This window comes from Photobacterium minamisatsumaniensis, assembly GCF_050336695.1.
GTDB lineage: Bacteria > Pseudomonadota > Gammaproteobacteria > Enterobacterales > Vibrionaceae > Photobacterium > Photobacterium minamisatsumaniensis.
In genome coordinates, this window is the sequence record NZ_JAKJSI010000018.1 from 59,473 (window position 1) to 82,764 (window position 23,292).

Genomic DNA, 23,292 nt, shown 5'->3' on the forward strand with positions numbered 1-23,292 from the left:
CAGCTCGCCTTACATAATAAAACAGCCACCTACATATTGGGTGGCTGTTAAAATCTATTAGCAAGTATTCATATTGTTTATTGATATTAATTTAAGGTTGTTTAACCCGTTCTCACATCTTTTTCTGTTCGGTTGTCCCCATCATGCCAGTCACTTTTTCGACCAAATCAATTGGCATAGGGAAAACAATGGTTGAGGTTCGCTCATTGGCAATTTCTGTTAGTGTTTGCATATAACGTAACTGAACCGCATTGGGTGCTTTATTTAATACTTCAGCGGCTTCGCGAAGCTTTTCAGAAGCCTCTAGTTCACCAGTGGCGTGAATAACTTTGGCTCGTCGGGAACGTTCAGCCTCAGCTTGGCGAGCTAACGCACGCACCATACTGTCATCAAGATCCACGTGTTTAATCTCAACATTGGCGATTTTGATCCCCCAGTTATCTGTATGCTGGTCAAGAATAAGCTGCAAGTCTTTATTCAATTCTTCACGCGCCGACAATAATTCATCGAGTTCATGTTGCCCCAACACTGAACGCAACGTGGTTTGCGATAATTGGCTAGTCGCCTCTAAATAATTTTCAACATTATTAATCGCCATTTTAGGGTCAACAACACGGAAATAAACCACCGCATTAACCTTAACCGAAACGTTATCACGAGTGATTAAATCTTGGGTTGGTACGTCTAATACGATGGTTCGTAAATCAACTCTCACCATTTGTTGAATAATAGGCACGATAATGATCAAACCAGGGCCTTTCACTTGATAAAAACGCCCCAACAAAAACACCACAGCTCGCTCATATTCGCGAAGCACCTTGAACATACTGGCGATTAACACCACCACCAGTACAATGATTGTTGCCAAAGAATAAGTAATCATATTTATTATTCCTTACCTAGACCTATTGTTGGCTCTTTATCAAGAACAACGTCAAGAGATAGCCCTTTAATATTTGTTACCGTGACCTTTTGCCCTTTTGATAAAGGACGCAGACAATTTGCCTGCCAAATTTCACCGTCGACTAATACACGCCCTTGCCCCGGAAAACCGCTTACCACGGTCGCTTCTTGGCCAAGTAAAACTTCAACACCTGTTGTGACAGGCTTGCGTCGAGATTTCAGCAATAAGGTCAAAATAACAAAAGTGAACAATGCCGAAACGGCGGTAAGTCCGACGATTAAAGGTATCGCGATTTGATAACCCGGCGTTTCTGTATCCATCAACATGATCGAACCCAGAGCGAAAGCAACAATCCCACCAAGGCCTAGTACGCCAAAACTAGGGCTAAATGCCTCAGAAACCATCAGCGCAATACCTAACAGTATTAGACCTAATCCCGCGTAACTAACAGGTAGCATCTGCAATGAATACATGGCTAATAACAAGCATATTCCGCCCAGTACACCTGGTAATCCAACACCAGGGTTATAGAACTCAAGTAACAAGCCATAAATACCTATCAACATTAAGATATAAGCCACATTCGGATTGGTGATGACTGAAAGTAACTTAAACCGCCAGTCTTGCTCGCGTTCAATATAAGCAACATTGACTAACTCAATCTTTGATTCCAGCCCATTAATCATGACACTTCTACCATTAGACTTCGTAATCAAGCTATCGAGGTCGGAAGCCATAAAATCTATCACATTTAATTCCAATGCTGCTTCAGCATCAATACTGGCAGCTTCCGTTACCGCAGTTTCCGCCCATTCTTCATTACGATCATGCAGTTTCGCCAAGCCTCGAATATAAGCGCGTGCATCATTAATGACCTTTTTTTCCATCGCTGTTTTCGCTTTTACTTTTCCGTCATCTTTTGATTCTTCTGCTGTCGGCTCTTCCTTAGATTCTTTAGGCTCTTTTTTAGGGGCAAACGGGTTTGAGCCTGAGTCATCTGGCTCTTTACCCCCAGGAGCCCCTATTGAAACCGGTGTCGCCGCCCCCAAGTTTGTACCTGGCGCCATCGCAGCAACATGACTTGCAAGTAAAATATATGTCCCTGCACTTGCAGCCCTTGCACCTGCAGGGCCAACCCAAGTCGCGACAGGAATGGGAGATGTGGTGATCGCGCGGATAATATCGCGCATGGAGCTATCTAAACCTCCGGGGGTATCGACTTTCAAGACAATAAATGCGGCTTGTTCTTTATGGGCTTGTTCTATTTCTCGTGAGACATAGTCACTGGTAGCGGGACCTATCCCACCTTGAATACCAATCACCCAGACATCTTGAGCAATAGCACCAAAACTCATAAACCAAAGAAACAACGCGGCGCAGAAAGACGTGACTCTCATACATCCTCCTCTACCAGAGTCATGGCTAGTGATGCGCTACTTCACAACACACGCTATCACTCATTAGTAAGATTCATGGAATTTCTAATGGTTTAAGCATAGTTCATTGAATGACTTGACTCATACCAATTGGCCATAGGTGTATGCCAACTCAGCCACCGTTCTCGCAGAGAACTTTTTCAATAGGCTTGCGCGGTGAACCTCAACAGTGCGCATCGCAATACATAACTTATCAGCAATTCGTTGATTACGATTACCCTCGACAATCAAGCGTAGTATGTCTTTCTCTCGTACCGTAAGCGACGAAAATGCTGCTCTGGCCACCATTAATTCCAGTTTAGAAGCAGAGACAATTTGCCCCTTTAGAATAGCTTGTGCCAGCTCATCACCTCGAACCGGTTTTTGAAAGAAGTTAACAGCCCCAGCCTGTAAAGCATCGACAGCCATAGGGACATCGCCGTGGCCAGTTAGGTATATCACGGCAAGTGGGCTATCAGATTCATTCAGAATCTGGTGCACTTGCTGACCTCGCAACTTGGGCATGCGGCTATCGAGGATCACACAACCTGCCTGTGATATGTCAACGCTATCGAGAAATTGCTGACCATCTTCAAACGAAGAGACGTTAAAATCATGCTCTTCCAGCATAAATGCCAATGAATCTCTTACCGACTCGTCGTCGTCAACAACGTACACAGGTAATGTCTTTTCAGACTCTATTATCATGATGTTTACTCAATGTTTGGTACAAACTAGGTTAGTAAGGCAATGTGATAATCACTTCACACCCACGAGGCGTAATAGACTGGATTTGAATGTCACCGCGATGCATTTCTACCACATCACGGCAAATAGCCAGACCTAGCCCTAGCCCATCACTTTTGCTACTGACAAATGCATCTGTGGGGTTTTCATTGTCGAAAACTAATCCTGTGCCATTATCATGTACATGTATGCACATCGTACCTTGTCGGTACTCAGTATGAATTTCTATTTCCGCCTGATAATTCAAGGTTAAAGATTGACGAGAGCGATGCTCAACACATGCGTCGATAGCATTATTAACTACGTTTACAATAACTTGCTGAAATCCAACCACATCGACTTCAACCGATACAACTTCGCCTTCTAACCGTCGACTTAACATCACATCTTGTTTTTGTAGCCGGAAGTTCATTAGCTCCATCGTATCATCGAGAAGCTGTTCAATATTACACAGCTGTTTTTCAACGCTCCGTTTTTTTATTAGCATTCTTAACCGACGGACAATGGCATCAGCTCGCTCCACCTGGCTTTGGATTTTCTCAAATACAAGAGTGATATCTTCATGGGGGCGTTTTTTAGCCAAACGCAGTAAACCTCCCTCGCTATAGTTTCGAATCGCAGCCAATGGCTGATTGATCTCATGCGCAAGACTACTGCCAAGTTCACCCACAATAGCGACACGCTGTGAATGTTCTAACTGTTCACTCTTATCTTTTAAACGGTGTAGGGCTTGTTCAAGCTCCTTTTTACTGCGACTAAAGCGATACTCAAGCCAGAAGTGATAGGCATTTAGCACAATAAAAAGGATAAATCCCCCCCAAACCCACTCCTGATGATTGCGTAACCACCGTAATGCCTCTTTCCACCATGCTTGTTGCAAAGGGTGTAGATCCAGCGCCTGATATAATTTATCGATCGACAGCAGGCTCTCTGGTGATGTCCACCCCGAAGCACCAGAAGCAATGGCAGCCGTGCTATCAGCAGGCATAGTCAGCAACGCGCGAGAAATTTTCTTCGCCAATGCTGAAGAACCACGTTCGGTTTTCGCAAAAGACCAGTTTGGATAAAGTGGCGTTGACACCTGACACGAAAAATCATCAGAATGCTGTTGATTAAGAACTCGATATTTACCGTCTTCCAACAACCCTTCTTTGATCATATTTTCTAACAAGCAAGCAGGCACCACTGCCGCATCTACATTGTGGTCGCGCAATTGGTATAAATTTGCATCAATAGGAAAACCGAGATATCGAACATCTGAAAAGAAATCATTCGGGTTTAAGCCTTGCTGAGCGACCTGATAGCGAAGAGTCAAGTAACCACCAAATGCCTGTTCTGATACAGCAGCCAACGGTAGTCCAGATACATCCTGAAAGGTTTGATAAGGAGAGTTAGCAAGTACAACAAGGGCTGAACCAATCGCATAGTTTGAGCTATCTGGCTTTCTACTCGTCAGGGTAGCAATCCAAGCAAGCGCGTATTGCCGACCTAGTCGAACAGCCTGTCCCGGATTAGTGAGTATGAAATCCATGGTCTGCTGCTTCACAGCATTGGTCATCCCCTCTAAATCCAAGGGGTGAAGCACAAATTGTACGTCTTCTATCTGTTGGTTTAACCAATGCATTGTTGGCTGCCAACGCTGCTCAGCAGAAAGGTTTCCACGTATTGCCAGAACCCCTACATCTATCGTTGTTTTGTCTTCAGTCTTTGCCTGCACATTTAAAGATAATACCCCCAAGGCCATGACAAAAAACCATTTTTTCATGAATGAACACTTTTGCCTTGGCATGAACGTCTAACTCTTAATCATTGTAATGACGACAGGATAACAGCATGCACACCCTTTCCACACTTGTTTTAGATCAAGTTTGATTCAGGTATGTGGAAATCCACAATACCGGGTTTGGGCTGGTTCTCTGACAATAAAAACAAGCCCTTAATAGTCTTATCAGGTGAGTTATGGATTACACCAAACGACGCTTTCTGAGTGCAGTCACTGCCGGTGCTGCGCTGATCCCCGTTACAGGTATCGGAAGCGCAGCCGCTAGTACAGTAATACGGAACAACAATGAACCCGACCGGAAAGGCCAAACGGGTAAACGTTACGCTATGGTTATCGACCTACGTAAATGTATTGGCTGCCAAGCCTGTACCGTCGGATGCAGCATTGAAAACCAAGCTCCAATCGGCCAGTTCCGCACGACGGTAAAACAATACGAAGTCGCACTTGAAGATGGCTCATCGAGTACCAAAGAGGTTAAGTCTTTCATGCTGCCACGGCTGTGTAACCACTGTGACAACCCACCATGTGTTGCCGTTTGCCCTGTTCAAGCAACCTTTCAGCGAGAAGACGGCATTGTTATGGTCGATAACAGTCGCTGTGTCGCATGCGCCTATTGTGTACAAGCCTGCCCTTACGATGCGCGTTTCATCAACGAGGAAACATTGACCGCAGATAAATGTACTTTCTGTGCCCACCGCCTAGAAGCTGGGTTACTGCCTGCATGTGTTGAAACATGCGTTGGTGGTGCACGAGTGATTGGCGATCTGAACGAGCCGAACAGCGAAATTCGCCGCCTTATGAATGAACATCAGGATGATATTAAAGTACTGAAGCCGGAAGCGAACACCAAAGCACATGTTTTTTATATCGGCATGAATGAGCGCTTTACCAGCCATATTGATGGTCAACCCGCTATTTACGAACCTCGAGGAGAGCAGGCATGAACATCACTGAAGTGCTAGTCCCACCTCAAGCCATTGCATGGCTTCCCTGGGCGGTTCAATATTTCTTTTACATCGGGTCAGCCTATGCGGCGGCGATTTTATTTTTTATTGCTTTAATCTTTCAGAAGCAGACCAGCCATCAATTACGAGCGGCACTTGTTCTGACTGTTGCTATCAGTGCAATAGTTGGCCCCTTAGCGTTAACGGGTGATCTTCACCAACCAGGGCGCGCTTGGCACTTCTACGCCCACTTCACCCCTTGGTCATGGATGTCGATGGGCGCAATATTCTTGCCAATCTTTTCAGGGTTAGCGATTGCAACTGCATGGCTTTATCTTCGGGACGATTTAATCTGCTTGAAAAATAGCAAAAGTAAATTCTTTCAAACACTATCAATGTTGTCATTAGGCAACTGGAAAACCACACGTAAAACCATGATCTCTATGGCAGCTCTTACTGTCATTTCAGGTCTGACAATCGCAACCTATACCGGTGCTGAAATTGCGACCATCGAAGCCCGCCCTCTATGGCATCAGCCTGCCTCACCTCTTCTTTGGTTTACAACCGCATTTTTGGGTGCCGTTGGTTTTACTCTGATCATTTGGTTTCTGTTGCCAGCGAAAGCACAGCATAAGACCCTGACTTACTCTGATCTGCGCTTATTAAAACAGACCGTCATTCTAAGTTGCATTTCAGCTTTGCTGCTTATCCCTCTCTGGGGGACAAATAACCCGACATTTTCTCTCTATTCTGATAGCCAATGGCTAATCAACATCGGCCTACTTTCTATGGTTTTATTGGGCAGCATTTTACTTGCCGTAATAACGCTTCGTGAAAACTACCGAACTGCCGGCCTCATTTTGATGTCTTTCATCACGCTGTGCGGTGCATGGGCTATACGCTGGATAACCATAATGGAAGCGCAAACCATACCTAAATTCGACGTCGGACCCTACCCGTATGAATTACCGATGAACAGCACTGGCCTACTAGGCATTCTAGGTATGTTGGGGCTATGGATAGCACTTGGAATGATCGGCTCTGAGCTTGTTCAGTCAAAAAACACACAGTCATCCCACGCCTCAGTTTCCGAACACTAATTAAGAAGGTTTCACCATGGATAACAAACGCCGACAAATATTGAAATCAGGTTTCGCAATTGGTGGTCTAGGGACATTTGCCGCTGGTTACGCGACAACAACTAAGCACATGATGGAAGGTGTAATTGAAGGTACAGCAGGCCAAAAAACCAAAGATATTCATCACGGTAACTCGCTTGAGCCTGAATACAAGGTCAGTGATCACGGTAATCTTGTATTAAACCCAAACCAACGTGTTGCACCTTCTATGTGTTTCGGTTGTTGGACATTGTGCGGCCTTCGTGTACGAATAGACAACCGCAACGATGAGATTCTACGTATTAGCGGTAATCCCTATCATCCACTTTCTCATCAAGAACATATACCTTTTAATACGCCAGTAAAAGAGGCATATCTTGGCTTAACTGGGGATGCGGGGTTAGAAGGCCGTTCGACTGCTTGCGCTCGTGGTAATGCCATGCTGGAAATCCGCAACAGTCCATATCGCATAACTCAACCGCTAAAACGCGTGGGAAAACGTGGCGAAGGACGATGGGAGCCGATTAGCTACGAACAACTAATCAATGAAGTCGTGAACGGCGGAGATCTCTTCGGAGAAGGCCATGTCGATGGCCTACATGCAATTCGCGATTTAAATACACCTGTCGATAGTCAAAACCCTGAATATGGGCCAAAAGCCAACCAGCTTTTAGTCACCAATGCGGGTAACGAAGGTCGTGACGATATTCTAAAACGCTTCGCGTTTAATAGTTTTGGCACCCGAAATTTCGGCCATCATGGTTCATATTGTGGCTATGCGTTCCGAGCTGGTAGCGGAGCATTTATGAATGATTTGGACAAGTTTGCTCACCTAAAACCCGACTTCGATAATGCTGAATACGTCATTTTCATCGGTATGTCGCCAGCACAGGCTGGCAACCCATTTAAACGTCAAGCTCGCCAACTAGCAAAAGCCCGTACCGAAGGCAATCTGGAATACACCATAATTACGCCCACTTTACCGGCTGGTTCATCAAGTTTGGCATCAGGCAATAACAATCATTGGGTTCCAATTAAACCGGGTACCGATTCAGCATTAGTGCTGGGGATGATCCAATGGATTATTGAAAACCAACGCTACAACCAAACTTTTCTTGCTCAACCGGGCGTCAACGCAATGAAAAAAGCGGGTACTGCACACTGGTGTAATGCAACCCATCTGGTGATCAGCGATGAAAAACATTCACGTAACGGTAGCTTTCTTCGGGCGTCTGACGCAGGAATGCCTTTCAGCGGTGATGCTCTATCAGACACCGACCCCTATGTGATCATCGATGCCCAAAGTGGTGATTTAGCCTTACATACGCAATCAAACGAAGCATCACTGTTTGTAGATCGTGAGCTAACGCTTAATACAGGCTCTGTTAGAGTTAAGTCTTCCTTGCAACGCCTAAAAGATGAAGCGTTCAAATACGACTTGGCATTTTATAGCCAACAATGTGGGATCCCTGAAGCACAAATCATTGAGCTTGCTAAGCGCTTTACCAGTTATGGGACAAAAGCCGTTGTCGATACCCACGGCGGTAACATGCACAGCAATGGCTTCTATAATGCATTTACCATTGTGATGCTCAACGCCCTTATTGGTAACATCAATATGAAAGGCGGAGCAATGGCGAAGGCTGGAGGGTATCCAACTTCCGCTAAAGGTCCTCGTTACGACTTCACCACATTTGACGGTAAAACAGCACCGAAAGGCATTTTCCTCTCTCGTAGTAAATTTCCATACCACAAAACCAATGAGTATAAGCGCCGCATCGCTGCCGGTGAGTCCCCATACCCAACTCGTGCACCGTGGTATCCTATTTCAGCACCGTTGCTAACTGAGCATTTATCAGCAGCGATAGATGGCTATCCGTATCGTGCGAAAGCATGGATAAACCACATGGCAAACCCAATATATGGGGTTCCAGGGTTAAAAAACCTGCTCGAAGAAAAGCTGAAAGATCCTAAGCAGCTAGGTTTGATTATCTCAATTGATGCGTTTATCAATGAAACAACTGCACTGTCAGACTACATCGTGCCAGACACAGTCACGTATGAAAGCTGGGGCATGGCAACGCCATGGCATGACGTCCCAACAAAAACGGTGACTGCTCGCTGGCCAATCGTTGAACCTCGTACCGATAAAACCAATGACGGCCGGAGTATATGTTTAGAGAACTTCCTCATTGATGTCGCAAAAAAGATGGGGCTTGGTGGCTTTGGAGAGCAAGCAATCCAAGATCGCAACGGTAATTGGCATAGTATCCACAACGCTGAAGATTTCTACCTTCGTGCTGCTGCCAATCTGGCCTATGTGAACGATGGCGTGCCAGAAGTATCGGCTGAAGATATTATGTGGTCTGGACTAGAGCGTCTTCTGCCTGCAATGCAACAGACATTAACCAATGAAGAGCTTAAACGTGTCTCTTACATTTTTGCTCGAGGTGGCCGCTTTGAGGATGCTTCAAAAGCCTACCAGGGAGAGCAAATGAAATATAAATGGGCTCGACCAGTCGCTATATGGAATGAAAAACTTGGCACATCTATAAACACCATGACGGGAGAGGTCTACAGTGGTTGCCCAACTTGGCACCCCCAAAAGCTGAGCGACGGTACGCCTCTTGAAGAACGTTACCCAGCAAACGAATGGCCATTTAGCCTGACGAATTTCAAATCAAATATCCATAGTGCCGTGTCTAACCTATCCCCTCGTTTGAACTCGATAAAAGGTGTGAATCCTGTCTATATCCACCCAGCGGATGCTAACAAAAACAGCATAAAAACAGGTGACGAGTTTATTATCGAAACACCAAGCACCAGTACAAAGGCGATAGCTATGGTTTTGGAAGGCGTTATCCCTGGCACACTTGGCTTTGAACATGGATTTGGCCATACCGAACTAGGGGAACGTGCTCATTGGATCGGTGACAAGCAACAACCCATCAAGGCCAGCAATAAAGATGGCGTAAATATTAACGATATAGGATTAATTGACCCCACCCGTGAAAGTAAAGGCGTTATGCTTGACTGGGTCGTGGGAGCCGCAGCTCGCCAGTCTTTACCGGCAAAAATCCGTAAGGTTTAAAATAACGAAATAGTAAGCAAATACAGCTTAATTTTGCCAGCTAAACCGTGTAGTTTTGTATTTACACGGTTTAGCGTATAAGGGCACGGCTAATGCCGATTTTCCTAACTCAACAAGCAGTCATTTTTTATACTGAATGATTCTCTATTGACAATTCAGGTCGACCCTAGATATCTTTTAAGCATCTTGTTGCTCTAGTATATGGAAATACTATGAATTTAAGGCATGTGGAAATATTCCGCAGAGTCATGGAGACTGGGTCAACTAAAAATGCGGCTAAAATACTCCTAATTTCACAACCAGCAGTAAGTAAGATGTTGGCTCAATTTGAACGGCAGTTGGGATTTACGCTGTTTCAACGAATGGGAGGGCGCCTAGTACCCACATTTGAAGCAGAACAACTATTTGAAAGCTCAAATAGCATCTTCTCTTCCTTCTCCCAATTCAGTTCAGAGGTCGATAGAATAAGAGATTCCAAGTCCGGAGCCTTAAAAATTCTTGCAAGCCCAAGCTTTAGCCAATCTATCTTATCTGATGCGCTAGTCAATTTTTCCAATGACTACCCAAAAGTAAAACTCTATTTCGATACCCCGAACCAAGAAACGATGACTCAGCTTTTATTGGATCACCAATATGAGATTGGCTTAACTATCACTCCCATCGCTCACCCCTTGATCATTAGCAAACCCTTAAGCCGGGCAAAACTGGTCTGTGCATTTCACAAAGATCACGAATTCAGCCAGCTTGACCATATATCGATAGAGCAGATTAATAACGAAAAGCTCATTTCTTACCCTAGAAACTCGCCCATAGGGCAGATCATCAATGATGTTTTCCTACAAAACCAAATCGAGCAGCAAGTGGATATCGAGGTAAGGTATTGCGCAACCGCATGTAACCTTATTAATGCCGGTGTGGGGGTTACGATTGTTGACGTGTTTACCCTATGTAATCGCTCCTTTAATAATGTCCGTTATATTCCTATTGAAGGTAAGCACTCGATAACCATCTTCTCGGCTACCCCAAGAACCAAGCCTTTATCGAAGATTGCCAAGATATTTTTTAAGGACTACTTTAAATTTGACCAAAATAAGGAGCTTTTGAAGTAAGCTCCTTTTCGCGTTATTTCATCATTGAAGGTAACCAGAGTGCTACCTGAGGATAATAAATAAGTATGGCTATCAGTATAAAGAACGCCATAACAAATGGAATAACGCCAACAAACACATCGGAGATATCCGTCTGCCCTTTCCTCAAGTTTTGAACCACGTATAGGTTTAGCCCTACCGGTGGAGTGATCAGGGAGAGTTCCATTAACACAGTTAAGAATATGCCAAACCACAAGGAATCAAAACCCGCGGCAACGGCAATAGGTACAACAATTCCCACGGTCGTCACCATCATTGAGACCGCCTCAAGAAAACACCCCAGAATAATGTAGAAGATAACTAGCATCCAGATCATGGTGTAGGGAGACAGCCCCGCCTCCATAATGGCTTGAGAGGCCGCTTGAGGGATTCCAAGTAGAGACAACACAAAGTTCAAACAAAACGCACTGGCTATGATCAAGATGATCATCGACGTGGTTTTAAAAGTGCCATGGAAGGCGTTATGTAGCATGGATACGCTGAGCTTTTTCTCGTAGAGGGTTAATCCCAATGCCGCAACAATGCCCAGTGCAGCGGCTTCCGTTGGTGTCGCAAAACCAAAATAGATGCTCCCCAGAATCACGATAAAAATCGAAGTCACTGGTAAGATATCCAGAAGAAGTTTCACCTTCTTCTTAAGGCTCATGCTCTCTGCCTTCTTATAATCAGCACCTAAAAACAGAGTCACAGTGATAATGATGGCAGACATCAGCAGGGTAAGGATCAGTCCGGGTATAACAGCCGCAACAAACAGTTTACCGACCGATACATCTGCCAACGCACCATAAACTATCATCAAAATACTTGGAGGGATAAGAACCCCTAATGTCCCACCAGCCGCAAGAGAACCAAGCACCATATGCTTGTTATAACCTCTTTCCTCTAGGATCGGTATTGCCACTGTACCTATGGTTGCTGCCGTGGCAACACTGGAACCCGACATCGCAGCAAACAGAGAACTCGCCACTGTGTTGGTATGCAATAACCCCCCAGGTAAGCGCTCTAGCCAAGCAGCTAAGGCTGTATAAAGTCGATTGGCAATTCCTGACCGAAGTAGGATCTCCCCCAGCAACACGAACAACGGAATTGCAATAAGGGAAAACTCATTCATCCTATCCCAAGCTATCGATGCCGCACTAGCCATCATACGGCTGTCCAGCAAGAAAAAATCAGCGGTAAAGGCCAACACAGAGATAGCACTAGCAACGTGTAAACCAATAAACAGAAGCACAATCAGACCGATTGCTAAACCCATAGTATAAATCATGATTGCACCTCTTCTGCTGAAACTAAACTACCCTTAGCATTCTCTGACTTTAGCGTCTTCTTCTCCTCTTCTGGGTCATAGCTTTTTTGTAGCTCTTGCAGTTGGCCCCAATCTTTTGCTCGAATATAAATCAGCATATTTGAGATACGAAAAACGATGGCGATAGCAAAACTAAACCAAGCTAAAGACCAAATTAGCTGAGGAATATAAATTGGTGTGCGTAAAGGTGTGTTCGATATCGCCATAAAATCCCATGATTCATAGGCCAGAAGTAATGTCTGGTAGGCAAATAACATAATAACAAAAAGCAAACACGCATTACTGAATAAACTAAGAATGAGCTGGGCTTTCTTCGGTAATCTACGCACCAACAAATCAATCTTTATATGGGAGTTGGCATAAAAGGCGTAAATGAACCCCAATGCAGACGAGATGGCTAGAATATAGCCGCCATACTCATCTACTCCTTGCAATGAATAGTTAAAGATCTTCCTTACCAAAACCTCAAAACATACCGCTAGCGAAAGCAAGATAAGTAACCACCCAGATACAATACACAGCTTTGATGAAGCCTGTTTTAACCTAAACTCTATCCGATGAATTGTATTCATGATAGAACTCCTCAAATGCTATTCAGTTTCAGGTAAAATCAAGGCTTCAAATCTAGCACCACACTCTTTGTATACGCGGTTACAGCTAGAAACCCATTTAGGCACCACATCGTCATGAAGGATCTTCGCCAGCTTGTTTTTATCGCTTACCGAAACCTCAGAGTACTCCATGTCCCCAGGTTCTCCTTCTAAAGAACAAGGGCTGCTAGAAGTATTACAACTGATGCCTATCTTATGAATCACAGGCGCCATAGCCCAAAGCTCATTTTCTGAGGATTGCAACTTACTTTGAATAAGGGTTCGATCACTCTCATCTAGTCGCTCCCAGAACTTGCTGTTAGCCACTTGAACGACTTGAGAATAGCCACCAATTGGTAAGTCGTAGAGGTAATTTGTTACCTCATGAAGTTTGTTCTTGAAGCCAAAAGTTGTTCCCGTTGAGGCGCAGTCCACCAACCCTCGTTGCAAGGCTTGATATACCTCACCTCCAGTCATGTTCACGGCTGTTCCACCCAATTTCTCAAGCGCATCAGCGGCAGGTGCGCCACTTACCCTTACCTTCTTCCCTTTTAGGTCGTCTAATGAATTAATGGGGTCTTTACAGAACATGATTTGAGGGTTGAAAGGCCAGTGGGATAAGAGCACACCATTAAAACGCTCGAGACGTTCCGCCATGGTGTCTCGATAAGAGTCTGAAATATTCTTTAGAGTATCGAAGTCGTAGGCGATTGCAGGGAGGTCAACAGCAACAAGCGAAGGTTCATCACCACTCACATAACTGACGGAGATAGTCATGATATCAAATGTGCCTTTCTTCAAAAACCTAAGGGCTTGATTTCCTTTTACCCCCGCTTCATTTAGCGTGACATATTCAACCTTAATACGGCCATCTGTCTCTTTTTCTATCGATTGCCATACACCTTTATCAACATCATCTACCTGAGGCTGGTTACCCCAAAAGCCTAACACGCGAATCTTAACCTGTTCCGCGTAACTCGGTGCGGAGAAAAGGGTAAGGAATAGAAACGGCATTGTTATCAGTTTTCTATTAAATTTTTCCATAATGAAATCCTTTTACTTTCATGAATAGAGTATTAGGTATACAGATCAGCACCAAAATTCCTGCTCACATCCATCTCTTTGATCTTTCTACCTAAAGGTTTACTAAATGACGAACTCTTTCGAGAAAGGAATAGCCCCTCTCCTCTATCAGCAATCAGCTTTTGACCCTCAACAATTAATTTTCCACGTTGCATAACTTGTACTGGCCACCCCCTCACTTTCTTTCCTTCATATGGGGTATAGTCAGCGTTGTCGTGAAGGGCCTCGGACCTTATTTCTACTTCTTTTTCCATATCCCAGATAGCTAGATCTGCATCCGAACCAATGGCAATGGTGCCCTTTTGTGGAAACAAGCCATAAATTCGAGCGGCATTTGTCGAGGTTAAGGCAACAAACTGGTGAATATCGAGCCTTCCAGAATTCACAGCTTCGTTATAAAACAGCGGCAACCGCACCTCGATTCCGGGAAGACCATTTGCGATCTTATTGAATGGGGTCTTCATACCCTGATTGAGCTTGCCGGAGCTATCAAAGCGATAAGGGGCATGATCTGAAGACAGAATTTGGAACGTACCATTACTCAACCCATTCCATATTGACTCCTGCGACTCTAAATCTCTCGGAGGTGGGCTGCAGCAAAACTTCGCCCCTTCCATACCTTCACGCTCTAAATCTTGCATTGTTAGAGTGAGGTACTGAGGACAGGTTTCCCCGTAGATTTTAAGCCCTTTAGTTTGAGCTTCCCGAATCGCTTTTGTGGCCTCCGAGCAGGAGACGTGCACGATAAGCAATGGAACATCAATAAACTCTGACAAGCTAATAACTCGATTGGCAGCCTCACCTTCACCAATCTGCGGATGGCTAATGGCATGAAACTTCGGTTCAATGTGACCTTTTGCCAATAGCCTATCGGTTAGCCAGCGAATCATGTCGTAGTTTTCGGCATGAACCATCACCAAGGCTTGTTCTTTTCTGGCAAGCGCTAGAACCTCTAACATCTGATAATCGTCTAGCTTCAGCAGTTCATAGGTTGTATATACCTTAAACGAAGTAATACCTCGGCGGATGAGTGTAGGCAGCTCATCGTTAAGTACCTCTTGAGTGGGATCAGAAACAATCACGTGATAAGAGAAGTCAATCACCGACTTTTCTTTACCACTCTGCTCATAGCTATCAGCGATACTCAAGAGGGACTGACCTTTATGCTGGCAGGCAAAAGGCACTATGGTGGTGTTACCACCAAAAGCTGCAGACACCGAACCGGAGTAAAAGTCATCTGCAGTCATGATCCCATGTGAAGAGGATTGCTCAATATGGCAGTGTGCCTCAACCCCACCGGGCAGAATGTATTTCCCTTGTACATCAACCTCATTAGCCCCAGAAGAAAGCCCTGTACCAAGGGCGGTTATCACACCATCTTTGATTCCAATGTCACAGTGCATTTTCTCAGTTGCGGTAATCACAGTTCCATTACGAACAACAGTATCAAATTGGTGATATGTAGAAATTCCCATAGCCTTTCCTTGCGAAATGTTTATCGAACCTAATGCGCTGATGCCGAATAACGGTAAGCAACGGTTGACAGAGCTAGCCCTATCGACGCTTGTATAGGGTCTATTACAGTAATATTCAGCTCTTTTTCTATTGAGTGGCGGTAACTTCCCATACCAGCACACCCCAATACGATGACATCTGCGGCATAATCCTGTTTTAGGGTTGTAGCTACTCCCATCAACTTACTGAAAGCCACATCAGGGTCTGATAAGTCTGTGATGGATAGGTTGGCGGAAATATCTGCCACAATGAATGGATCGTATTGAATCGCTCGGGCATAGCGAGTATGACGCTCTACAGAAGAATCTGTAATTGAGATAACCCCCACTCTTTGCCCTAGGTTCGATGCATATGAAAGCGCTGATTGCGCGATACCTAATACGGGTTTATTGGTAATTTCCCTTGCTGAAAATATTCCCGGATCCGAGTAGCAAGCCAAAATAAACACATCAGTATAAGCTTCACAATCAGAGATCAATTCCAGCAACGGTGTAATAACTCTGTCGGCATCGCTCTGACTCTCAATACCTTTTGGGCCATCATTCAACGTTAGGCATTTGATATCTAGAATATGTTTAAACTTATTACCAATGGATTTCTGAATAACCTCTGTCACCTCTGGTGAGCTGTTTGGATTTATTACTGTCACTCTATACATAGTCATCACTCTGGTAAAAGAACGCCTTTTTGTTCAACAATCCGACCGTAATGCTGAGGCTGGCGATGTCGCGCAAAATCAAAAATCGTTTGTTTAAAAAACACTGTGTCATCAAGATCGATATCGGCCATAATCAGCTCATCCTCAAGCGTGGTAGCCTTTGCAAGTACTTTGCCCGATGGGTGAACAATGATAGAGCCACCAAGAAGTGGGAAACCGTTTTCTACTCCAGCTTTTGCCACAGCAACGACAAATGTACCGTTTTGATAGGCGCCAGCCTGAATTGAGAGTTCACTATGGAAAGTTCGATCTTCTGCACCTTCCTCTGGGCGCTGTGAGTTAGTTGTGGGGGTGTTATAACCTAAAGCAATCAACTCAACCCCTTGTAATCCCATTACCCTGTAGGTTTCTGGCCAACGTCTGTCGTTACAGATACACATACCAAACAAGCCATGCTCATTGCGGTAAACAGGGAAGCCTATATCTCCGACCTCAAAGTATTTTTTCTCAAGATGCTGAAAGGCTCTTTCAGCATCATATTTGTCATGGCCAGGTAGATGGATCTTCCGGTATTTACCAACTATGTGACCACTGCTATCAACCAAGATAGAGGTATTGAAATAACGTTTCGATTCACCTTCAGCCACGGCTTCGGCATAGCCTAAATAGAAACCAATCTGATATTCTCTTGCTTTATCAAATAGCTCTTGCGTGATGGCATTCGGCATTTCATATTCAAAGTAGCTATCAACTTCTTCCTGATCTTCGATATTCCAACGAGGAAAAAATGTCGTCAAAGCTAACTCGGGGAACACCACAAAATCACAGTTGTTTTTGTGTGCATTATCCAAAAGAACCAACATTCTTTTGACCACTTCTTGCTTTGATTCTGAGCGCTGTATTGGGCCAAGTTGTGCACCACCCAATTTTATTTTTCTAGACATAATGACTCTCTTTAACTGCTCCGCTTTAGTTAAATTGAGTGTTACAGCTTTGCTAAATATTGACCAATTCGTTATTCAGATCAGACTATAACCCCAGGTTATAGAGCTATGATTTACCTCTTACATAGGCTTAATTGATCTAACTGAAAAGTTAATGAAATACTCCACAGTTTTGCAGGCTATTTTTTAGTTGTGTTAGCCAACTGTAGCGGTACGGTGAATACTCAAACAAAGAAGGCGCTTCGTTATAGCAGTAAAGAGAATCACATACACAATCAGTGATTATACTTTCCCTATAGCGTTACTATTGTGGAGAGCAGTAATGATTAAAATAATCACCCGTAAATCTATTGCTATCTTCACGTTGCTATACAGTTTTATTTTATTCTCTACTTCGGCTTATTCGGCCTCAAAGATCAATGTGGGTAGTTACAACTGCCCGCCCTTTGTGATTGAGCATGGCGACAAATCCTATACTGGTCTGAGTATTTTGCTGTGGCAGAAAATTGCACAAGAGCTGCAATTGGAATACATCATCAGTAATCATGAACTGCAAGAGCTACTCGATGACGTCGCCATCGGCAACATCAACATTGGTGTATCATGTATATCTATTACGCCTGAGCGCGAAGAGGTTCTCGATTTCTCACACTCTTACTATGAAACCCACCTTGCAATTGCCGTTAAGCGGCAAGGCTACTTAGCGTCACTAAAAAGCCTATTTACCAATACTAAACTGCTTCTTGTTTTAGCCTTTGTCTTCGTTGCAGCATCGATTGTGGGTGGAATCTATTACCTGCTTGAACACCGGCTAAATGATAAGCTGTATTCAATGCGTTCATCGAAAGCACAAATGATTGAAGGGTTCATTCTCGGGCTGTTATTTATTACAAAAGGACCATTTAATTATTTTGAATTTAAAACCCTCCCAGGGCGAATTTTAACCGTGATATTAGCCATTTTCACCACCTTCTTTATTGCTAGTATTACCGCAGTATTGGCCAGTACATTCACTTTAGGCTTGCTAAATAGCGATATAAAAGGTCCAAATGACCTCGCAAACCTCACTGTCGGGGCGAAGAAAGCATCAACATCCTCAGCATTTCTCGTTAACCAAAGCATTGTTCACCGCGATTATGAAGATATTGAGTCCTTATTAACGGCATTGGATAACGAAGATGTTGAAGCGATTGTGGCTGACGATGCGGTATTGAAATATTTAATTAAAAAATCAAAAGAAAGCGGACAGTATGAAGATTTAACTGTTTTGCCTTACAGGTTTGAGAAACAAAACTATGGTTTGGTTATTGAAAATAATAGCCCATATCGTGAACAGTTAAACCGTGCACTACTCAAAATCAGGCAAAGCCCTGAATGGCGCCAAGCCTTACATGAATACTTTGCAGAATAAGCAATATATAAAGCAAAAAAATAAAAAAAGGGCGAACCTAAGGTTCGCCAAAGCTAAGACAACTATAATGGAACTCGTTAAATCAGCCGTTTATCTCCACTTTAATAAACGCCCGAGTTTAGATGGATGGTAAGACCAACAATGATCAAATATGGTCATTAATTCTGGATTTCCGTATTTTGATAAGTTAACCGCATGAAAACGATTTTTATGCTCTTTCAACTTAGTAATACGCTTCATCATTTCTTCTGGTTGTGATGGTGCAATAAAATCAGAAAGCACCACTAAATCTGCGTTCTTATACTTTTCACCACACATCAAATCGATAGACTGGTCCAGAACAGGGCCTAAATCAGTACCACCATGAAATGAGTACGATAGAAAGTTTAAAGCTTCACTAAGGCCATCTTGTTTTGTAAGCTCATACGTTATTTGCTGGGTCGAAAACATAATCACATAGCAGTCACGGTCTTCTGCTAATGCAATTTGCATTAACCCATAAGCCAGTGCTTTCGCACATTGCTCTGGAAAACCATTCATCGACCCAGACGCATCAATACAAACGATGAACGGACCTTTATCTTGCTCTACCTGTTTTGTTTGACGTTTAAATGCTTTCACTCGTCGTAGCTTACGCTGAGCGCCTTGCATTCGGTAATTCAATAATCGTTTATCAACTAAATGCTTATAGAAAACAACTTCCAACTCTGGATAAGCTAAAAACATGGCCTCATTAGGTAACAGTTTTGATAGATCATCACTTTCATGAATCCCAACAATATCATCAGTGACATTATCACTCTGTTCTTCAACCATTTTTAAATCTTCAGAACGAACTCGTTCTTTATTTGGGTCATCCACTTCATTGGCCATACGACCTAACTTCTCTGCTATTTCTTGCAGACCATTATTTTTCTTTAAAAAAGTGGCAATCGACTTGAGCGTAGTCACATCACTCTTTGTTAATTTGGCTTTGGCCATATCCCATAAACGGCCCGCTTTCTTTTCATCACCAGCTTCTGTTACTTCTTCCATCTGGCGCATTGTTTCAATACGTTGATAAAGGTCAGCCAATAATTTCTCTTTATGCTGCTCTAGCTCGTTAAGTTGAGCTTCTGTTAGAGCCTGAGTTAAATGTTGGCTCCATTGGTGACAAAAATAACTTTGAAACATAGGATTATGTTTTTGTAAATCACGCTCAAGCAAGGTCTTGGCTTTAAAATAGAACGCTGAGTGCCCTTCTAGTTGTTTCACAACGTCGAGTACATGCTCATCAAAATAATCCCGGCCCCAATTAATCACGTCTTGATGAAGTTCAATTTCTTGATGGAAGCGCTCTTCAACGCTAACTTTTGTGATCCTTCTCTGTACCTGACCTCGCCACTTCAAAATCTGACTTTTCATCGCCGACTTTATCCCAGGGTTAGACTCAGCCGCCACAATAAGCTGTGGGCGCATCATCATTTCATGTATTGCATTATCAATGATGCCAGATTCCGCTAGCATCATAGCAAGGTTGAGTCCTTCAGAAACTGGCATTGGACACCCCTCTATTAAGCAAAGTATTCAGATAAATGAGTGATTCGAAAAACACTCTTATCAATAGTTAATTTTAACTCATGTACAGAATCAGAGGCTGTAGATAAGCTTTGCTCGATCAACTCGGGTAAACGTGGGTCGATGAAGTTATGCGGCAATGCCCCATGAAAGCTACTCTTCGATATTTTTAAATTATGCTCAGCATCAACGACTTTTGAAGATGCATCTTCAGCGCAAGAGAGCCAACGCTGCTGCAACTCGGGGGTAATCCCCTTTTCTCCAGCAATACCGACTAACACAGAGCGATTAGCAATATCTTTAATCACTAAACGTAACTCAGCATCAACTTCAAACTGAAGTCGGCATAAATGCGTATTTTTGTTCACGTAGCCATAAATATCACATTGGCCCGTTTTGATTTTCTTCTCAAATTCATCACCATCAACATACACCCAACGACTATCGCCATTTTCTTTCTCTGAAACCGATGGGTTCTGTTGTAGCATTACAAGCTTTATCATTTTAGCGTTATGGTTAACGTTATAACGCTTAGCGCTACTGAAGTCGTACTTATACCACTCTTTACGCATCATACTTTCACGGCTAAATGTTAAACACAGCTCACTAACGACTTCATGGTGTACTTCATCAATAATTCGTTGAGACTCATTAGCATCGAACTGAGAAGCCTCCTGATTAAACGCTTTCTGAACAGCAAAATCATTGATGATAGATCGAATAACATTACGAGATTCTGGGCTATGCCACATGCAATCTTGTAACAGAAGTAAATCAAGAGGATTGATTGCATCACGAGCATTATAGAAGGCACTCGCTTTTAGCAAGCGCACCGATTTTTTCCAACGGCGATCTGATATATATAGTTCACTTTCCGAATCATCCGAAACATCAGATTCATCCGAACGCTTCTCGATCATTGCTTTGAGTTGATAAATTTTTTCAAAAATACTTTCTGATAATTTAATCTCATCAATATGAGCCTGCCAATTGTCGTACTCTTCATCTGTAATGGCTAACCCCGGCTCTAGCTCTTGAATGGCCGGCCCTTCTCCCATTAGCATCGCTTTAAAGTTTTGCTTCTCTTGAATTCGATTAACGAATACACGTACTAACATCCGGTCGTAGAGTGCTTCTAAACCGCTGTCTTCTTCTGGTAATTCATTCGATGCCGTAATAAGTAACCGCATCGGAACAGGTAACACCTCTTGGCCATTTTTAAACGTTCGTTCATTAACAACTGTCAATAAGGTATTCAATATAGCCGGTCCTGCTTTCCAAATTTCGTCGAGGAAAACAACTTGTGCTGTCGGTAAATAGCCGTCAACTAAGCGGACATACTTACCATTATCTTTTAACTCTTGAATGGATAATGGGCCAAACACCTCTTCTGGCGTAGAAAATCGCGTCATTAGATAATCAAAAAATTTGCTGTTATCAAACGCCTGAATCAATCTTTTGGCAATTAAGCTTTTGGCAATTCCCGGAGGGCCCAAGAGGAATACACTCTCTCCGGCTAATGCGGCAAGAAGGCATAGTTTGATGGTTTCTTCTCGCTCATAAACGCCATTTGAAAGCGCTTTGATTAATTTCTGAATCCGTTCAGAAACCAGCGCTTTATTCGGCTGTGTATTTTTTGCCATTGTCAGCATACTTCCGACCTCTTTAGTTGCCATATCCATGTGCTTCAGCACTATTATTCAGGATAGACATAAACCCCTAAATGTTACAATGATGTGAACTGAAATATTTTGTTACACTCTTTGTATATCAAACACATCCATCACGTTCCACTGCACAAACTATGATTCCATTTTTGAGACGTACTTAACACTATCAAGAACCGATTTCAAAACTAAAACGACAAGGATCAAGTTTTCGTTTGTTTCCTGCTATTAGCCTAACTACAAACACACTATTTTTGTAATAAGAAGAGCAAATATTCATCGGTGATTTTCCATTCCAGAAAATGATTATTCTGTCTCAAGAAATAAGAGAAGAAGGAAGCAGGGAAACAAAATACAAATGGGTAGAATAGCCACTCGAGTCACTATTGACACGAGCAGGATAAATATGTGCAAAAGAAAAAGATCTAAACATTACTTCTAATCATGACTTTGTAAACACATTGTTTAACACCCGTGGCTCTGTAACTATCAAAGAAATAGCCATAATTACAAATATCAATCATGAGTACATTATCCCAACTTCCTATACGCCTAACTGCCATTGTGTGTATAGGTATATTGCTTTCAGCACTTGTACCCTCTAATGGCCAACTTGAAAGCTTCATATCAATCCTTACTTTAGTGCTCATTTTTATGTTACTGAAAGAAGACTTCGGTAAAGGAATGCGCAGCTGGCTACTGCTTGCTCTAGGGACATATTCAATTGGTGTAATCGCTGATTTATTGGATGAAATACCAGAGCTTGATAATCATTGGCTTATTGATTCTACCGACGATATTTTCATGCATATCGGTGTGTTCCTAATGTGTTTTTGTTTTATCAAAATGCTGCACCAGCGTCGTGATTTAATCACAACATTACACACACAAATAGATCGCTCCCGACAATTCGAAGCAGATCTCAGCCGTTTAGCACTAGAAGATGATTTGACTGGATTACAAAATCGCCGCTCTCTTTTTCGTCGATTCGATAAAATGGCCATTAATTTACAACGAGGTATTTTAGCCTATATCGATCTTGATAACTTTAAGCAGGTCAATGATAAATTTGGTCATAAAAGCGGTGATGAATTACTCGTAGATATCGCAAAAACATTAATACAAACAGCACCTACCGGCAGCCAAATATATCGAATTGGCGGTGATGAGTTTGTTGTTTTACTGCCAACAGAAGATAATAATGTTTGCCAAGTGTGGATATCAAATTTATATGATGCGACTGCAAAAAAAAGGCGCTACTACAATATTGACTTTAGTGTAGGGCTATCACCTTATTATCCTGGAAACCTCAGTGACCCTGACTCGATTCTAGCAAAAGCTGATAAAGAGATGTATCTGGATAAAATAAGTAAACCATTAGCCCAAAGCTAATACTGATTTTCACAATACT

18 protein-coding genes are annotated in these 23,292 nt (G+C 43.1%); 6 read left to right on the top strand and 12 right to left on the bottom strand.

What is annotated here, in order from left to right:
- Positions 1–112: 112 nt before the first annotated feature.
- The 4 genes from L4D78_RS09695 to L4D78_RS09710 all read right to left on the bottom strand — a co-directional run bounded on the left by L4D78_RS09695 (position 113) and on the right by L4D78_RS09710 (position 4,810).
- Positions 113–883, bottom strand: coding sequence for a slipin family protein (locus tag L4D78_RS09695; RefSeq protein WP_428466726.1), 771 nt, complete (start codon positions 881–883; stop codon positions 113–115).
- A 5-nt stretch (positions 884–888) separates the two neighbouring features.
- Positions 889–2,301 (bottom strand): NfeD family protein, encoded by a 1,413-nt coding sequence (locus L4D78_RS09700; protein ID WP_428466727.1) that lies wholly within the window; start codon positions 2,299–2,301, stop codon positions 889–891.
- A 120-nt stretch (positions 2,302–2,421) separates the two neighbouring features.
- Positions 2,422–3,027 carry a response regulator transcription factor gene (locus tag L4D78_RS09705; protein ID WP_428466728.1) on the bottom strand — a complete coding sequence of 202 codons (606 nt, stop codon included), beginning with the start codon at positions 3,025–3,027 and terminating at the stop codon, positions 2,422–2,424.
- A 31-nt stretch (positions 3,028–3,058) separates the two neighbouring features.
- Positions 3,059–4,810: a sensor histidine kinase gene (locus L4D78_RS09710; protein ID WP_428466807.1), complete on the bottom strand. Its 1,752-nt coding sequence runs from the start codon at positions 4,808–4,810 to the stop codon at positions 3,059–3,061.
- Positions 4,811–5,025: 215 nt separating this feature from the next.
- On the opposite strand from L4D78_RS09710, the gene dsrO reads away from it, so the two are divergent.
- The 4 genes from dsrO (at position 5,026) to L4D78_RS09730 (ending at position 11,111) form a co-directional block, all read left to right on the top strand.
- Complete coding sequence (gene dsrO / locus L4D78_RS09715) at positions 5,026–5,793, top strand: sulfate reduction electron transfer complex DsrMKJOP subunit DsrO (protein ID WP_428466729.1); 768 nt, start codon at positions 5,026–5,028, stop codon at positions 5,791–5,793.
- A complete protein-coding gene (nrfD, locus tag L4D78_RS09720; protein ID WP_428466730.1) occupies positions 5,790–6,893 on the top strand; it encodes an NrfD/PsrC family molybdoenzyme membrane anchor subunit in 1,104 nt (367 codons plus the stop codon). The genes dsrO and nrfD overlap by 4 nt, the downstream gene beginning before the upstream one ends.
- 16 nt (positions 6,894–6,909) lie before the next feature.
- On the top strand, positions 6,910–10,002 hold the full coding sequence (locus tag L4D78_RS09725; protein ID WP_428466731.1) for a tetrathionate reductase subunit A: 3,093 nt from the start codon (positions 6,910–6,912) through the stop codon (positions 10,000–10,002).
- A gap of 212 nt (positions 10,003–10,214) precedes the next feature.
- Positions 10,215–11,111 carry a LysR family transcriptional regulator gene (locus L4D78_RS09730; protein WP_428466732.1) on the top strand — a complete coding sequence of 299 codons (897 nt, stop codon included), beginning with the start codon at positions 10,215–10,217 and terminating at the stop codon, positions 11,109–11,111.
- 13 nt (positions 11,112–11,124) lie between these two features.
- Here L4D78_RS09730 and L4D78_RS09735 read toward each other — a convergent pair whose 3' ends face one another.
- Genes L4D78_RS09735 through L4D78_RS09760 form a run of 6 tightly spaced genes read right to left on the bottom strand, consistent with a single transcriptional unit; the run spans position 11,125 to position 17,246 of the window.
- Complete coding sequence (locus L4D78_RS09735) at positions 11,125–12,417, bottom strand: TRAP transporter large permease (protein ID WP_428466733.1); 1,293 nt, start codon at positions 12,415–12,417, stop codon at positions 11,125–11,127.
- Positions 12,414–13,028, bottom strand: a complete 615-nt coding sequence (locus L4D78_RS09740; RefSeq protein WP_428466734.1) for a TRAP transporter small permease subunit — start codon at positions 13,026–13,028, stop codon at positions 12,414–12,416. The genes L4D78_RS09735 and L4D78_RS09740 overlap by 4 nt, the downstream gene beginning before the upstream one ends.
- Positions 13,029–13,046: 18 nt before the next feature.
- Complete coding sequence (locus tag L4D78_RS09745; RefSeq protein WP_428466735.1) at positions 13,047–14,090, bottom strand: TRAP transporter substrate-binding protein; 1,044 nt, start codon at positions 14,088–14,090, stop codon at positions 13,047–13,049.
- A 32-nt stretch (positions 14,091–14,122) separates the two neighbouring features.
- Positions 14,123–15,604, bottom strand: coding sequence for a dihydropyrimidinase (gene hydA / locus L4D78_RS09750; RefSeq protein WP_428466736.1), 1,482 nt, complete (start codon positions 15,602–15,604; stop codon positions 14,123–14,125).
- Positions 15,605–15,633: 29 nt separating this feature from the next.
- Complete coding sequence (locus L4D78_RS09755; protein WP_428466737.1) at positions 15,634–16,302, bottom strand: aspartate/glutamate racemase family protein; 669 nt, start codon at positions 16,300–16,302, stop codon at positions 15,634–15,636.
- 5 nt (positions 16,303–16,307) lie between these two features.
- Positions 16,308–17,246, bottom strand: a complete 939-nt coding sequence (locus L4D78_RS09760) for an N-carbamoyl-D-amino-acid hydrolase (protein ID WP_428466738.1) — start codon at positions 17,244–17,246, stop codon at positions 16,308–16,310.
- 322 nt (positions 17,247–17,568) lie between these two features.
- Here L4D78_RS09760 and L4D78_RS09765 point away from each other — a divergent pair, with 322 nt between their 5' ends.
- A complete protein-coding gene (locus L4D78_RS09765; RefSeq protein WP_428466739.1) occupies positions 17,569–18,657 on the top strand; it encodes a transporter substrate-binding domain-containing protein in 1,089 nt (362 codons plus the stop codon).
- A gap of 90 nt (positions 18,658–18,747) precedes the next feature.
- Here L4D78_RS09765 and viaA read toward each other — a convergent pair whose 3' ends face one another.
- Positions 18,748–20,196, bottom strand: coding sequence for an ATPase RavA stimulator ViaA (viaA, locus tag L4D78_RS09770; RefSeq protein WP_428466740.1), 1,449 nt, complete (start codon positions 20,194–20,196; stop codon positions 18,748–18,750).
- Positions 20,197–20,210: 14 nt separating this feature from the next.
- Positions 20,211–21,866, bottom strand: coding sequence for an ATPase RavA domain-containing protein (locus tag L4D78_RS09775; RefSeq protein WP_428466808.1), 1,656 nt, complete (start codon positions 21,864–21,866; stop codon positions 20,211–20,213).
- Positions 21,867–22,403: 537 nt separating this feature from the next.
- Between L4D78_RS09775 and L4D78_RS09780 the strand changes: the two genes are divergently transcribed.
- Positions 22,404–23,273, top strand: a complete 870-nt coding sequence (locus tag L4D78_RS09780) for a GGDEF domain-containing protein (protein WP_428466741.1) — start codon at positions 22,404–22,406, stop codon at positions 23,271–23,273.
- The last annotated feature ends 19 nt before the right edge of the window (positions 23,274–23,292 follow it).

Excerpts from the sequence above, each read along its gene's own strand:
- L4D78_RS09740 (WP_428466734.1), bottom strand. The coding sequence starts at position 13,028 with ATGAATACAATTCATCGGATAGAGTTTAGGTTAAAACAGGCTTCATCA.
- L4D78_RS09695 (WP_428466726.1), bottom strand. The coding sequence starts at position 883 with ATGATTACTTATTCTTTGGCAACAATCATTGTACTGGTGGTGGTGTTA.
- L4D78_RS09745 (WP_428466735.1), bottom strand. The coding sequence starts at position 14,090 with ATGGAAAAATTTAATAGAAAACTGATAACAATGCCGTTTCTATTCCTT.
- hydA (WP_428466736.1), bottom strand. The coding sequence starts at position 15,604 with ATGGGAATTTCTACATATCACCAATTTGATACTGTTGTTCGTAATGGA.
- L4D78_RS09710 (WP_428466807.1), bottom strand. The coding sequence starts at position 4,810 with ATGGCCTTGGGGGTATTATCTTTAAATGTGCAGGCAAAGACTGAAGAC.
- nrfD (WP_428466730.1), top strand. The coding sequence starts at position 5,790 with ATGAACATCACTGAAGTGCTAGTCCCACCTCAAGCCATTGCATGGCTT.
- L4D78_RS09705 (WP_428466728.1), bottom strand. The coding sequence starts at position 3,027 with ATGATAATAGAGTCTGAAAAGACATTACCTGTGTACGTTGTTGACGAC.
- viaA (WP_428466740.1), bottom strand. The coding sequence starts at position 20,196 with ATGCCAGTTTCTGAAGGACTCAACCTTGCTATGATGCTAGCGGAATCT.
- L4D78_RS09765 (WP_428466739.1), top strand. The coding sequence starts at position 17,569 with ATGATTAAAATAATCACCCGTAAATCTATTGCTATCTTCACGTTGCTA.
- L4D78_RS09775 (WP_428466808.1), bottom strand. The coding sequence starts at position 21,866 with ATGCTGACAATGGCAAAAAATACACAGCCGAATAAAGCGCTGGTTTCT.
- L4D78_RS09725 (WP_428466731.1), top strand. The coding sequence starts at position 6,910 with ATGGATAACAAACGCCGACAAATATTGAAATCAGGTTTCGCAATTGGT.
- L4D78_RS09730 (WP_428466732.1), top strand. The coding sequence starts at position 10,215 with ATGAATTTAAGGCATGTGGAAATATTCCGCAGAGTCATGGAGACTGGG.
- L4D78_RS09780 (WP_428466741.1), top strand. The coding sequence starts at position 22,404 with ATGAGTACATTATCCCAACTTCCTATACGCCTAACTGCCATTGTGTGT.
- L4D78_RS09700 (WP_428466727.1), bottom strand. The coding sequence starts at position 2,301 with ATGAGAGTCACGTCTTTCTGCGCCGCGTTGTTTCTTTGGTTTATGAGT.
- dsrO (WP_428466729.1), top strand. The coding sequence starts at position 5,026 with ATGGATTACACCAAACGACGCTTTCTGAGTGCAGTCACTGCCGGTGCT.
- L4D78_RS09755 (WP_428466737.1), bottom strand. The coding sequence starts at position 16,302 with ATGTATAGAGTGACAGTAATAAATCCAAACAGCTCACCAGAGGTGACA.
- L4D78_RS09760 (WP_428466738.1), bottom strand. The coding sequence starts at position 17,246 with ATGTCTAGAAAAATAAAATTGGGTGGTGCACAACTTGGCCCAATACAG.
- L4D78_RS09735 (WP_428466733.1), bottom strand. The coding sequence starts at position 12,417 with ATGATTTATACTATGGGTTTAGCAATCGGTCTGATTGTGCTTCTGTTT.